The organism is Chryseobacterium tongliaonense (assembly GCF_041224435.1).
Taxonomy (GTDB): Bacteria; Bacteroidota; Bacteroidia; order Flavobacteriales; family Weeksellaceae; genus Chryseobacterium; species Chryseobacterium tongliaoense.
This window is the reverse complement of the sequence record NZ_JBGFFD010000004.1, coordinates 148,588-162,274: the sequence shown is the minus strand read 5'-3', so window position 1 is coordinate 162,274 and position 13,687 is coordinate 148,588. Positions and strand designations below refer to the sequence as shown.

Genomic DNA, 13,687 nt, shown 5'->3' with positions numbered 1-13,687 from the left:
GATTAAATATTTTTCAAAATATTAACTAATTGTGTATTTTCATTTCTGTTTCCGATATTAATACGGATACAATCCGGAATCGCCGGACTTCTTTTATTGGTCAGTATTTCAGCTTTCAATAATGTCTGATGTACTTTTTCAACTTCTTTAAACTCAGCCAGGAAGAAGTTGGCATCTGTAGGAAATACTTTTGTAATGCACTCTATCGTCAGAAATTCTTTTGCCAACCAGGATTTTTCTATCAGGATATTTTCCAGGTTTTCTTCAAATTCCGTTGGATTTTCTATACTTTTCAGGATTAATTCCTGGCTCAAAGAGTTCACATTATAAGGTGCTTTCACGGTATTGATAAAGCGGATGATTTCTGCCGATGCATAGGCAATTCCTACTCTGGCCCCTGCTTTTCCCCACGCTTTTGAAAAAGTCTGAAGCACGACAAGATTAGGATACTGATCAAGAAGATCAAGAGATGATTTTTTATCTGAAAATTCAATGTAAGCTTCATCCACAACTACAATTCCGTTAAAATTCTGAAGATAAAATTCTATATCGTCAACACTGTTTCCTGTTGGGTTATTTGGGGAACAGAGAAAGAATACTTTCGGTTGAAATTCATTAACTGTTTTAATGAAATTCTCTTTAACGATTTCAAAATTTTCATCCAGATTAAGCTTAACGACATTGTTTTCATTGATCGATGCATAAAAAGCATACATCGCAAATGAAGGATTCATCATCATAATGGCATCTTTTTTAGGCTCGCAGAATATTTTGATGATTAAATCGATAAGCTCATCACTTCCGTTTCCTACAGCAATCTGATCAGGTGAAACATTTTTAAGTTCTGCCAGTCTCCTTTTAAGCTTTTTCTGTGTAGAATCCGGATAACGGTTGAATTCCCCGAACGGACTTTCATTGGCATCCATTAAAACAGGAGCATTAAATTCATTATGATCCCTGAAGCTGATATAAGGTTGTAATTCTAAAATATTTTTTCTGACGAATTGATTGATTGTTAATTTTTTCATTCTGTTTATTTTTTTAATCGTATTGAAACGGCATTTTTGTGAGCTGATAATCCCTCTGCTTCAGCCATAATTTCTATGGTTTTTCCTAAATTTTTAAGTCCCTGTTTTGACAAATACTGAAAGGTGATTTTTTTTACAAAACTGTCTAAAGAAACACCGCTGTAGTTTTTTGCAAAACCATTGGTTGGCAGCGTGTGATTAGTTCCGCTAGCATAATCTCCCGCGCTTTCACATGAATAATTTCCCAGAAAAACCGAGCCTGCATTTCGTATTGAAGGAATATATTGTTCAAAATCTTTCACTGCGAGAATAAGGTGTTCAGGAGCATATAAATTACTGAAATCAACGGCTTCTTCAAGTGTTTTTACAATCATGAAATGGCTGTTATCCAATGACTGTTGTGCCATTTCGTTCCGCGGAAGCTTCTTTATCTGCTGGTTGACCGCTTCAATAGTTTCATTCATAATTTTGAGGTTTGTAGAAATGAAAACCACCTGACTGTCACTTCCGTGTTCTGCCTGGGAAAGAAGATCCGCGGCACAGAATTCAGCAACGGCATTTTCATCGGCAATCACTAACACTTCACTCGGGCCTGCAGGCATATCAATCGCAACACCGTAGTTTTGGGCATATTCTTTTGCAGCAACCACATATTGGTTTCCCGGCCCGAAAATTTTGTAAACATTGGGAATACTTTCCGTCCCCAATGTCATTGCAGCAACAGCCTGAGCTCCACCGGCTTTAAATATTTTAGTCACTCCGCAAAGCTGTGAAGCATAAAGAATTGCAGGGTTTATATTTCCTTTTTTATCCGGTGGTGTACAAAGGATAATTTCACTGCATCCGGCAAGCTGCGCAGGAACGGCAAGCATCAAAACCGTTGAAAATAACGGGGCTGTTCCACCCGGAATATAAATCCCTACCTTTTCAATACCGCGATTTTCACGCCAGCAAATAACGTCTTTAGTAGTTTCTATCTTTTGAACTTCAACCTGTTGGGAAGCGTGAAATTTTGTAATATTTTCTTTAGCTTTCTGAATCGCAGCTTTTAATTCATCACTAACCACAGCAATGGCTTCATCGATTTCATTTTGGGAAACAATAATTGTATTCAGCTCAACAGAATCAAATTTTTTACTGTAAGTGAGCAACGCTTCATCACCATTTTTCTCTACTTCTTTAAAAATTTCAGCAATAATTTCCGAGACTTCTTCTTTTTTGAGAATGGGACGTTTTACCAATTCCGTCCACTTATCTTTTTGGGGATATCTGTGTACAAACATATCAAATGACCATTTTATCGATTGGAATTATTAAAATATCCTGGGCTCCTTTTTCTTTGAGCTCATCTATCACGTCCCAGAACCGTTCTTCATCAATAACAGAATGAATACTGCTCCAGCCTTTTTCAGCCAAAGGAATCACGGTAGGGCTTTTGAGTACAGGCAATACGCCGGAGATATCTGAAATTTTTTCATTCGGCACATTCATCAGGATATATTTAGATTTTTTTGCTTTTAAAACGGCTTTCACCCGAAACAGGAATTTTTTGAGAATAATGTCTTTTTCTCTGTTTAAATCGGGATTTTTTGCCAGTACAGCTTCGGAAGTAAGTAATGTAAGTGTTTCTCTCAATCCGTTTTTAAACAAAGTACTTCCGGAACTTACGATATCACAGATCCCGTCTGCCAAACCAATATTAGGAGCAATTTCCACAGATCCGGAGATCACGTGAATATCGGCCGATACATTATTTTTTGACAGGAATTTCTGAAGGGTATTGGGGTAAGATGTGGCAATCTTTTTTCCCTGGAAATAATCCAGCTCATCGGTTTCGATGTCTTTGGGAACAGCAAGAGAAACACGGCATTTTGAGAATCCGAGTTTCTGGATGATCTCAATCTGTTTTTGTTTTTCTATTAAAAGATTTTCCCCGACGATGGCGATATCTACTACTCCGTCTTCCAGATATTGCGGAATATCCGAATTTCGGAGGTACATGATCTCGATAGGAAAATTCTCTACCGAAACTTTAAGCTGATCTTTTCCGTTGTTGACGAAAATTCCGCAGTCTTTCAGGAGCTGTAAAGAATCTTCGTACAGCCGTCCGCTTTTCTGAATTGCAATTTTTAGTTTACTCATTTTTGTCTTTGTTGAGTCTGAGTAAATAAAAACTGTTTAATTAAAAATTTCTCCGGGAAGAATTTAGAAACAAAAAAACCGTCTGTTTACTCAGACGGTTTTAATTATTTTGATTTTAATACAGTACATATCAATCAATTCCGTCTTAGCAGAGATGATGATAGTAATGATGTACTGTTAAAAAATTCGGTTTCATTGTTGAAAATTGTGCTACAAATGTAATATTTATTTTTAAACTCCAACTATTTTTCTAAAAAATTTTTTGATAAAAATTCATTAGATCACTGGCAATCTGCTCATCATTAAACTTCTGAACAAACTCAAAACCCCTATCAGCACGGCGTTTTCTTTCCGATTCATTGTCCCATAAAAACTTTATTTTCGATTGAATATCAAGATAATTTTCAGGATTAATGTACACTGAGTCTTTTCCACCGGCTTCAGGAAGGCAGCTTGTATTGCTTGTAATCGTTACTGTTTTTGAAAAAAGTGCTTCTATCACAGGGATTCCGAAACCTTCAAAGAAACTCGGATAGACGAAAATATCGGCAGATTTATAAATCACCGCAAGCTCATCCATTGAAATCCCTTCAAGGAAAAACACCTGCTTTTCCATTTTATTTTTACGGATATAAGCTTCAACTTTTTTGTAGTATTTAGTCTTTTTCCCGACAACAACTAAGGGAATATCCGTTCCTGTAATGGCTTTTACAATATTTAAAAGATTCTTGCGGTCTTCAATGGTTCCGACATTCAGGATAAATCTTTCCGGGAGATTGAATTTTTCTTTGGTCTGATGAATAAACTCTTCAGACTGCTGTTCTTTAAAAGCCTGATGACAGCCCTGATAAATCACCTCAATTTTATTTTCAGGAACTTTTAAATACTGGATAATATCTCTTTTCGTCTGTTCGGAAATCGCAATAATTTTATCGGCAATCTGCGCTGCTTTTCTGAATTTCCATAAATGAATTTTTCTGTCGAAAAAAGAATAATATTGCGGATATCTCACAAAGATCAGGTCATGAATCGTTACCACTTTCTTAATGGGTGTTTTATCCCATTTCAAAGGCAATTCACCTGATAATCCGTGAAAGATATCAGCCTTTTGTTTCTGGGCGTCTTTTCCCATTTTAAACTGGCGGGACATATTTCCTTTTGAGGTGGCTATAAAGTGAACATTCTGCTTTTGCAGGGTGTCAGATCCCCTTTCAGATTTATTTTTATTAAGTAAGATGTATTCATTCCGGGGAAAATATTCCGAGAGTATTCTCACCAGATCTCTTGAATAATTGCCCAATCCCGATGTATTGTGGAAAAAACGCTTGGCGTCAAAAGCAATTCTCATGATTCTATTCTTTTTTGAAATTCCTGGAATGTCCCGAATGTATAATTTTTATTTTTTAGCCAGCTCACGAACTCATCAAACCTCTCCACCATTTCTTTTCCGGAATTCTTTACTGTAAATCCGGGTAATTTAAAGGCTTCGTCTTTGATTTCCGCAAATTCCCACGGATGGAAATAGATATTCAGATAATTATCATTTTTCAAAGTATCTGAAGCTAATTTTTTATAAAATGACAAAGGAAAATTATGAAAGCTCAGCCAGAATAACGGAATTCTGAAATTTGGAGAGACCGACGCCGGAATCTGCATTACATTGTTTTCCCAGAAGTAAGTTCTCGACACTTTCAGGTTGTTATATCTTCCCGGCAAAAACGTCGGGTTAACGGATGAGTTGTACGAATACCCTGCTTTTTCAACTGCTTTTTCATCCACAGGCATCATTCTCGGCATTCTTAAACCTGTCACTTCAGTTGAAAATAATTCTTCCAGTTTTTCTCTGGATTCTTTTAAATGTTTTTCTTCAAACTCGGAATGGAACCACGTATGAGAAGCCAGCTCATGGCCTTCATTTAATAATCTTCCGATTAAATGTTTGCTATTTTCCGCGAAAATTACTGTCGAGAAAAAGGTAGCTTTAACCTGATGTTTTTTAAGAATATCCAGTATTCTTTCCAACCCGGCCTGTGAAATTGAAATTTGCTTTTCAAAAGGGATTTCTCCTTTATATTCTAATGGCATATCAAATTCCTCAATGTCAAAACTTAATAAAACCATTTTAAAATTTTTTATTTTTAATAATATAATTCGGTCTGGATTTCACCTGCTTGAAAATCTTTCCTAAATAAATTCCGATAATTCCCAGGATAATCAGCTGTAGGCCACCAAAAAACACGATAGTCATAATTAAAGATGCCCAACCTGAGATTTCTGTTTTGGCAACAAAGGCATAAATGACATACAACCCATACCCTATAACTGAAATCCCTGAAAATAAAAACCCGAGATAAGCTGCTATATACAAAGGTTTTACACTAAAGGCCGTAATGCCTGTGAATGCAAAAGTGATCATTTTTTTGAGATTATAGCTGCTTTCGCCGGTCAGCCTTTCGCAGGCGGTAAAATCAATTCCGGTCTGTTTGAAGCCCATCCAGCTTGTTAAACCTCTCAGGAATAAATCATCTTCATTAAAATTTCTCATCACTTCCACGGCATTGGCATCCAGTAATCTGAAGTCTGAGCCTCCTCCTTTGGTAAGGTTTACATCGGAAAGATTTGACAGGATTTTATAAAAAAAGTCGGAGGTTTTTCTTTTAAAGAAAGAGATTTCTTTGGGATAAGTTCTGATGGTGTATACTACATCATAGCCTTCTTCCCATTTTTTGATCATTTCAGGAATAAGTTCCGGCGGATGCTGAAGATCACCGTCCATAGAGATCACTGCATTTCCGTGGGCATGATCCATTCCTGCTTTTACTGCGGGCTGATGCCCGAAATTCCTTGAAAATTCAATGTATTTTACTTCATCATACTGTTCAGATAATTCTTCAAGCTTTTGCTGGGTATTATCTCTGCTACCGTCATTGACAAATATAATTTCAAAATCATAATTGTTTAATTCTGAAAATACTTCTTTTATTTTCTGATGGATCATGGCAACGTTTCCTTCTTCGTTATAGGCAGGAATTACAATAGAAATTTTCTTCATATTATGAGTTCAGACTATAATTTTTCTCGAAATCTTTAGTTAAAAGTTCATAAATAACTCTCAACCAGACTACAATGCAAGGTACAGCTTTTAATGAATATTTTTTGATATAATTTTCTTTAACAAATTTTGGAAATAAATCTGAGGTGGAAAAACAGGTGAAAATAATAACAAAAACAAGCAGGCCAATGATGAATGGTGTTCTTTCTTTCTGAAGAAAAAACCAGATCATTACTCCCACTACTGCAATAATATAGGTAGGAGATTCTGAACTTGAACTGAACAATACCAGAAACAGTAATGTAGAAGCCAGTATCATTAGTTGGAATGCATAATGTTTATATTGTTTGATTCTGATGTATGGGAGTGCAAACAAAGGTAATCCGGCTGCTAAAAACACCAGGTTTGAAATGGAAGCATCTCCTAAGATCCTTCTGAAAAATCCCATTAATGAAATATCCTGCATATTTCCCAATATCTGGTTTTCATTATTTTTTTCAATGATCGAATGAGCCCAGTCTGCATAGCTTTTTACGACAAACTGCGGACTTGAATAAGCCATTGGGATTACAAAGAATAAGGCAGCAATCACTACTCCTGAAAGAATAAATTTAGTCTTGTTTTTGATGAAGAAAAACTGGGTCAATCCTACAATTCCGTAGATTTTTACAAAAACTCCGATCAGAATTGCGGTAACGGATTTTACTTCTTTTCTTTCGTAAATATAAACTGCGGATAATAATAACAGGCCTGTTAAAGCTACATTAAACTGTAAGCTCAGAGCCGCTGTAATATATTCCTGAAGGCAAAACAACCCTAAAAGCGCTTTTTTTGAATCAGAAAACGGCAGTTTATAAATGGCGTAAACAAAAATAAAAGTATTGGCCAGATTCCATAGGGATATTCCCAACCAATCGGGCATTACCGCAAACGGAGCGATCAGCGCACTGAAAAATATTCCGTAATGGTTCAGGTCAAAGTACAGATCGGGATAATGGACAAACAAATTTTTCTGATTGAGTGTGTTAAAGAATACACTTTTGAAAATCAGATAATTATTTATGGCATAATCGCCTCTCAGATATTTGGAAATCGCGGTCACGACCGATATAATAAGATAAACCCCAAATATATATTTAGGGTTTAAAAGTATTTTAAGAAATTTTTCTTTCAAATTGGGTAGTTTTTAGTTTAAAAATAAATCTTAAACAGCTACATTGTTGTCTCTTAATGCATCATTAAGTGACGTCTTCTTGTCTGTAGATTCCTTTCTTGTACCGATAATCAGTGCACAAGGAACCTGGTATTCTCCTGCAGGATACTGTTTTGTATAACTTCCCGGGATTACTACTGAACGGGCAGGAACTCTTCCCTTAATTTCAATAGGCTGATCTCCTGTTACATCAATAATTTTTGTTGAAGCCGTTAACACTACATTGGCACCTAATACCGCTTCTTTTTCTACGTGTACTCCTTCTACAACAATACATCTTGATCCGATGAAACAATCATCTTCAATGATTACCGGAGCTGCCTGTAACGGCTCTAAAACACCACCGATTCCAACACCACCACTCAGGTGAACGTTTTTACCGATCTGTGCACAGCTTCCTACGGTTGCCCATGTATCCACCATAGTTCCTGAATCTACATAAGCACCAATATTTACGTAAGAAGGCATCATAATTACTCCTGAAGCTACAAAAGCTCCTTCTCTTGCAATCGCATGCGGTACAACTCGCACTCCTTTTTCGGCATAGTTTCTTTTCAAAGGAATTTTGTCATGAAATTCAAACGGACCCACTTCAATAGTTTCCATTTTCTGAATCGGGAAATACATTACTACAGCTTTTTTCACCCATTCATTTACCTGCCATCCGTTTTCCGTAGGTTCAGCAACACGAAGTTTTCCTGCATCCAATAGAGAAATAACTTCTCTTATCGCCTTCTGGCTGTCTTCATTTTGCAATAAATCTCTATGATCCCAAATGTTTTCAATAGTTTGTTGTAACGACATGTTTCTAATTTAAATTGATTTGAATAATTATACATGCCAAATATACAAAAAAGTTCAGCAAAACCTTTTTCCACAAGTGGTGTTTGCAGAAAATTGCGAAACCTTAAAAATCACGAAACTTTCAGGTAATTAAGTTATTTAAAGTTAAGTAATGCACAAAAAAGTGCACATACAGTATTATGGAAAACTTTATGTGAATAATTTCCGGTAAGCATCAGTTATGTTTACAGTACTCTTTGTGCGTGCAGATAGGCTTTATTCCAGTATTTTTCATTTAGTGAGGAGATCATTACACCTTTTGATGTGGACGCATGAATAAATTTAATTTCACCATCACTTCCGATATCATGAACGATTCCGACATGGGAAACCCTGCTTCCTCCGGCTGTTGCAAAGAACAGTAAATCTCCGGGCTTTACTTCAGTAATATCAATTTTCTTTCCTGCTTCTGCCTGGTCTGAAGATCTTCTGGGAAGCTGTTTATTGTTTTCTTCAAATACTTTTACAGTAAAACCTGAACAATCGAAACCTGAAGAGGTGTTTCCACCGAATTTATATGGGGTTCCAATGTATTTTTCGGCATCTTTCAGAATACTGTTAATAGAGCTGGGAACTTTCCCGTTGAAATCAGAATCGAGCTTTCTCAGGTTTTCAGATTTAGCCACTGTCTTTGTACCTGTGTTTTTCTTTATTGAAGAGGTTTTAGCACTTCCGCATGAAACAGCCAGTGAAGTTGCAATCAGTAAAACAGATAAGTGTTTTATTTTCGGTTTTATTTCCAATAATTCTAGTTTCATATCCCTCTGATTTTTACTACAATACCAATTTATTGACAAATATACATTTTATATTTTAATTATAGTATAACTATACTACAACTATATTATAAATATATGTTAAAATTTTGTATTTAATTAATTATCATTATATTTGACTTCAATTTCAAACAAATGGCAACATATGAAAGCTTAATTACCATCAAAGGTTCCGTCGGAGATCTTGTTTTTTATAATCTGAACGGGAAAAATGTAGTCCGGAAAAAAAGCGGGTTTAATAAGAATGCTTTCAAAAAAAGTCCGTCCTATGAGAAGGTGAGACAAAACAGTTCTGAATTTGGCCATTGTTCCAAAACAGGAAAGCTCATCAGGCAGGCACTGAATCTGTATATCAAAGAAGCAGAAGATCCACTACTCTACCAGAAGTTTGCAAAACTGATGACAGAAATAAAAGATCTTGATATGGTATCTGAAAAAGGAAAAAGGACAGTAAAAAATGGAATTGCAACAGAAAACGGAAAGCTATTGCTTAGAAAATTTCAGTTTGGGAAAAAGCCCAACCTGGAAAATGCAACTGTTTCGTTAGTATTATGGGACAATATCCTTCATCTCGGAAAGAATGATCAGGGTGATGAAATAGCCATTATCAGCATTAAAATTGATTTTGAGCAGTATACAACGGAAAGTTTTGAAGAGAAAATTTATTTACAGCAACAAACAACGGACATCACTTTTCAGAAACATTTTACAGATGATGATTCTGTGCTTTATTTTGCAGCTGTTAAGAGTAATGGGGGAATTTTAAAGATGGGGTTTGTATAGGAACCCGGATTTTCAAAAAGACAACTTAATAAGTAAATAGAAAGGCTACCAATGGCAGCCTTTTCTTATATCATAAATATATAATATTGTTATTTATCTTTTTCACCTGACCAAGTCCCGGATCTTTCAGGAGTCGGTAATGAATTAGACCAATTCCCGTTACCCTTTTTATCTGTATTAAGAGTTCCTCTGAATTCACCGTCTGCAGGCAAGCCTAAAGAAGCATTCAGTTCTCCTGAATTATCTAAAAATCCTGATATATTGTAATTCTCGTCATTCATATCAGAATGCATTGTGCCGGTCACTTTTCCATCAGTTGCTACTACGATGTTCCAAACTCCTTTATCACTTCCTTCATAAGTCCCGGACCAAGTTCCGATGTAATCATAAATAGTCTCACTATCCGAGCTGCAACCGATTAATAAAAATGTTGTCAATAAGAGTAAAAAAAGTTTCTTCATAGTTTTATAAATAATCAAATTTGTGGAAAAATATATAAATCATTGTGTGATTTGCATTTTTTTCAAAAGACTTTTTTGAATGTGGCAAATATATAATTTTAATTTAATTTCTACACTTTTTGTGCATTTATTTTATGAAAAAAACTTTAGAGAACAGATTCTTTTTACCCGGGATTTTTCTTGGAAAACCAGAATATAATTGTATTTTTAGTTGAATTACAATATAAACAATATGGATTATTTACAAATTATAAAATCGGTATCTGAGCTCAGAAATACTACAGGCCTGAATGAAGGTGAACCCATTATGCTTTTAGGTTATTATGAATCGGGAGATAAAAACCCGTTAATCTATAAATGGACAACAGTTCAAGGTGTTGATGACGGTGGCTCTATCATTAATGCAACTGGTGGAAGCTGGAAAATTCAATCAAATATTATTAATGCTTTAGATTTTGGATTAAAACAAAATAACACAGAGCTAGCTAATAATACAATTATTCAAAATACAATTAATTTTTCAGTTGTTCGTAATGTTAATAAAATGCTATTACCCAAATGGTATAGGTTTAACTCTGAAAAATTTAATATTCCTAATAATATTGCCATAGAATATTTTGGTAATACTTATGAGCATAAGCTTTTTTTAAATAATATAAATCCAAATGGTACGGCTGTCAACGAATGGGAGATATCAAGTCCTTTCCATACAGGATTAATAATAGGAAATGATGACAACATTGTGCCTCAACTTCCGGAATCTCATACAAAACGTGCTGCTTCAATAGTTTTTAGGAGAAATGGTTTTTCTGCGCTACAGAACATATGCTCATCTTTAGGTCTAAAATGGCATTGGGTAGAATATGTTGGGATTGCCAGAATTCAAATTCAGGGGAATGCCCAGTCTTCAGGAAACATTAATGTCAATTTAAGAGGTGAAGTCTTTAATATTCCTATAAATAACGGAGATACTGAAAGCACGATTCTTCAAAAGGTTTTAAATTATGATTATGGAAGCTTTTGGAGCAGAAAGACATTATCATCTAATATTGTTCACTTATATCCCCGTAAAGAAACCATAATCAATGTAAGAGAGATCAATAGAAACGGATTGATTTACAGTGTCTCAATTGACGGAGTAAATTATAATATTCCGATATTACTCAGTGATTCTACAAGAGAAATTGCAACCAAAATAGCTGAATCTGCTTTAATTCCCGCGGATAAATATGTCCTGTACAATGAAGGCTCGACAGTAGTATGCTATCACAAAGAAGGTGAAATAAGCATCGATAAACCTACTTCAATAGTAGCTACTACCGATGTAGCGGGTGTTTCTTTAACAACATCAGTAATACTATATCAGGGGAAATATAACAGACTTCTAATATCTCCTACCGGTAATATTGGTATTGGATTATGGAGTGCCAAAGATTACCAGCTTGAGGTGGCTAATAATCTTCGGGTTTTAGCTAACACAGATGAATCTGATACGAGTGCTGCTTATCCGATGGTTATTCTGGAAAATGAAAAATTAAAACAGGTTAAATCTTTCAAAATTAATCAGGCAACCGGAGATTTAGAAATATTAGCCAACGACAGATTAACCATATTAGCTTCTATTTCCGAAACCGGGGATATTCAATCTAAAAGGGATATGAGGGTTTTAAATGTATTGAGATTTAAAAAATCAAATAGATTTATAACGACAAACAGCTTCAATAATGAAGATGCTTTTTATATATCAAATAATGCAGGAAATACCTATACCGTCAGAATTTCTGATGCAAATGGAATAGAACTGAATAAAAACGGAGAATACAGGAAAGTTCAGCCTATATACAGTGGTGTTACAGCGCAAAGACCTACGGACGCTGTTACGGGCTTTCAATTTTTTGATACGTCAATCAACAAGCCTGTTTGGTATAATGGTACTGGTTGGGTAGATGCTAATGGAAATGCAGTATAATTTTGTATATCTCTGTTTTGTATATAAAAAAGAGTTGTAGTTTTCACTACAACTCTTTGATTATCAAGTGGAGAATACGGGGATCGAACCCGTCACCTTTAGACTGCCAGTCTAACGCTCTAGCCAGATGAGCTAATTCCCCTTCCTGTACTGCTTTTCAAAGCGGTTACAAAAGTAAGTATTTCTAGTATATATACAAACTTTTTATTAGATTTATTTAACAGAATATTTTGACTTGCCATATAATAATCATTTTCGAGAAATATTTACATGAACAAAAGAATATCAACTATTTAATTATCAATTGGGTATTTTCCATTCTTCAATTGCAAAGCCCGCTGTAAAAACGACTGGTTCGCAATTTTTTCTTCTGCTTCGTCAATCGCTTTCAGTAAGTGGTTTTCATTATCGGCAATTTCTCCCAGTACTGTTGAAATCAGTTCCCAGACCGGTTTCATCTTTTCAATCAGTTCAAGGCCTTTTGGTGCAAGCTCAATCAGGCGTTTACGTTCATCCTGTTTATCTTTCTTTGAGACAATCATTTTCTGCTTTTCAAGTTCTTTAAGCAGGCTTATGGTGGATGGATGTGTATACCCTATTTCATTTGCAATTTCTACGACGCTGAGTATCTTTTTATGATGCAAGGTAAAGATTACTGGAAACCATTTAGGCTCAAAATCGATTCCGAATGCTTTATAGATCAAAGCTCCGTCTTTCCGTAACTGTTCACTTAACCTTTGTAATCTCGTTGATATGGCAAGAATACCGGATTCGTTAATAACATTCATAAGTTAGCTTTTAAATTAAGAAAACAAAACACATTATCAGCACTCATCACAGGAAATTTTACAGGAAGCAACTCTTTAGCAATGATCTCAAAATGATTACGTTCATAGAACCGCAAAGCTGCTTTCAGAACTGATACTGTCCCTAAATAAATTTCATCGATTCCGTTCTCACGACAATATAAAATCAGGATCTCTAATAGTTTCTGGGCAATATTGTATTCCTTTCCCCTGAATTCTTTTTTCACAAACATCTTCCTGATCGCTGCTGCTTTTTCATCAAATTTAACCAAAGCTATTGTCCCTACAAGCTCACCATTGATAAAAGCTCCCCAGAAATTTCCGCCTGCATTAAGATAAAATTCTTCTATCTTCAGAAGGTCCGGCTGATCTTCTATCGTGATCGGAATATTAAATTCTTTTTGCTGGATATTCAGGATTAAATCGATGATCGGTTCGGAATAAGTATTGTTTACCGGATGTATTTCTAACATATCAATTTATTTGAGTACAAAACTACGTAGTTAGCTACATATATACAAATAAAAATTGCAAAATTATTTTAAACATAATTAACCTAAGTTCGGAATAAGAAAGAAGTTAAGATTAAAAGGCTGGAAGCTGGAAGATAGAAG

The 13,687-nt window shown here is 35.2% G+C and carries 14 protein-coding genes and 1 tRNA gene; 2 read left to right on the top strand and 13 right to left on the bottom strand.

Translation table 11 applies throughout. From position 1 onward, the window contains the following. Positions 1-2: 2 nt before the first annotated feature. The 9 genes from hisC to AB8P06_RS10615 form a co-directional block, all read right to left on the bottom strand. Positions 3-1,028 carry a histidinol-phosphate transaminase gene (gene hisC, locus AB8P06_RS10655; protein ID WP_369841351.1) on the bottom strand — a complete coding sequence of 342 codons (1,026 nt, stop codon included), beginning with the start codon at positions 1,026-1,028 and terminating at the stop codon, positions 3-5. A 5-nt stretch (positions 1,029-1,033) separates the two neighbouring features. Beyond that, a complete protein-coding gene (hisD, locus tag AB8P06_RS10650; protein WP_369841348.1) occupies positions 1,034-2,311 on the bottom strand; it encodes a histidinol dehydrogenase in 1,278 nt (425 codons plus the stop codon). Between the two features lies 1 nt (position 2,312). Further along, positions 2,313-3,170 carry an ATP phosphoribosyltransferase gene (gene hisG, locus AB8P06_RS10645; protein WP_369841346.1) on the bottom strand — a complete coding sequence of 286 codons (858 nt, stop codon included), beginning with the start codon at positions 3,168-3,170 and terminating at the stop codon, positions 2,313-2,315. A gap of 250 nt (positions 3,171-3,420) precedes the next feature. After that, the gene (locus AB8P06_RS10640; RefSeq protein WP_369841344.1) at positions 3,421-4,518 is read right to left on the bottom strand and encodes a glycosyltransferase family 4 protein; all 1,098 of its coding nucleotides are present in this window, start codon (positions 4,516-4,518) and stop codon (positions 3,421-3,423) included. Next, positions 4,515-5,291, bottom strand: coding sequence for a polysaccharide deacetylase family protein (locus tag AB8P06_RS10635; protein WP_369841341.1), 777 nt, complete (start codon positions 5,289-5,291; stop codon positions 4,515-4,517). The genes AB8P06_RS10640 and AB8P06_RS10635 overlap by 4 nt, the downstream gene beginning before the upstream one ends. Position 5,292: 1 nt before the next feature. Beyond that, complete coding sequence (locus AB8P06_RS10630; protein WP_369841339.1) at positions 5,293-6,222, bottom strand: glycosyltransferase family 2 protein; 930 nt, start codon at positions 6,220-6,222, stop codon at positions 5,293-5,295. 1 nt (position 6,223) lies between these two features. Continuing rightward, positions 6,224-7,396, bottom strand: a complete 1,173-nt coding sequence (locus AB8P06_RS10625; RefSeq protein WP_369841337.1) for a glycosyltransferase family 87 protein — start codon at positions 7,394-7,396, stop codon at positions 6,224-6,226. A 30-nt stretch (positions 7,397-7,426) separates the two neighbouring features. Next, on the bottom strand, positions 7,427-8,239 hold the full coding sequence (locus AB8P06_RS10620) for a 2,3,4,5-tetrahydropyridine-2,6-dicarboxylate N-succinyltransferase (RefSeq protein WP_369841335.1): 813 nt from the start codon (positions 8,237-8,239) through the stop codon (positions 7,427-7,429). Positions 8,240-8,463: 224 nt separating this feature from the next. Further along, a complete protein-coding gene (locus AB8P06_RS10615; protein WP_369841333.1) occupies positions 8,464-9,036 on the bottom strand; it encodes a C40 family peptidase in 573 nt (190 codons plus the stop codon). Between the two features lie 153 nt (positions 9,037-9,189). Here AB8P06_RS10615 and AB8P06_RS10610 point away from each other — a divergent pair, with 153 nt between their 5' ends. Continuing rightward, entirely contained in the window at positions 9,190-9,837 is a 648-nt protein-coding gene (locus AB8P06_RS10610; protein WP_369841330.1) for a hypothetical protein, read from the top strand. An 89-nt stretch (positions 9,838-9,926) separates the two neighbouring features. Here AB8P06_RS10610 and AB8P06_RS10605 read toward each other — a convergent pair whose 3' ends face one another. Next, positions 9,927-10,298, bottom strand: a complete 372-nt coding sequence (locus AB8P06_RS10605; RefSeq protein ID WP_369841327.1) for a hypothetical protein — start codon at positions 10,296-10,298, stop codon at positions 9,927-9,929. A 232-nt stretch (positions 10,299-10,530) separates the two neighbouring features. On the opposite strand from AB8P06_RS10605, the gene AB8P06_RS10600 reads away from it, so the two are divergent. After that, positions 10,531-12,267 (top strand): putative phage tail protein, encoded by a 1,737-nt coding sequence (locus tag AB8P06_RS10600; protein WP_369841325.1) that lies wholly within the window; start codon positions 10,531-10,533, stop codon positions 12,265-12,267. 68 nt (positions 12,268-12,335) lie between these two features. Here AB8P06_RS10600 and AB8P06_RS10595 read toward each other — a convergent pair. The 3 genes from AB8P06_RS10595 to AB8P06_RS10585 all read right to left on the bottom strand — a co-directional run bounded on the left by AB8P06_RS10595 (position 12,336) and on the right by AB8P06_RS10585 (position 13,546). Continuing rightward, positions 12,336-12,409: transfer RNA gene (locus AB8P06_RS10595), tRNA-Ala, on the bottom strand. 151 nt (positions 12,410-12,560) lie between these two features. After that, on the bottom strand, positions 12,561-13,055 hold the full coding sequence (locus AB8P06_RS10590; protein ID WP_369841322.1) for a MarR family winged helix-turn-helix transcriptional regulator: 495 nt from the start codon (positions 13,053-13,055) through the stop codon (positions 12,561-12,563). Next, a complete protein-coding gene (locus AB8P06_RS10585) occupies positions 13,052-13,546 on the bottom strand; it encodes a GNAT family N-acetyltransferase (RefSeq protein ID WP_369841319.1) in 495 nt (164 codons plus the stop codon). Before AB8P06_RS10585 ends, AB8P06_RS10590 begins: the two co-directional genes overlap by 4 nt. Positions 13,547-13,687: the final 141 nt, after the last annotated feature.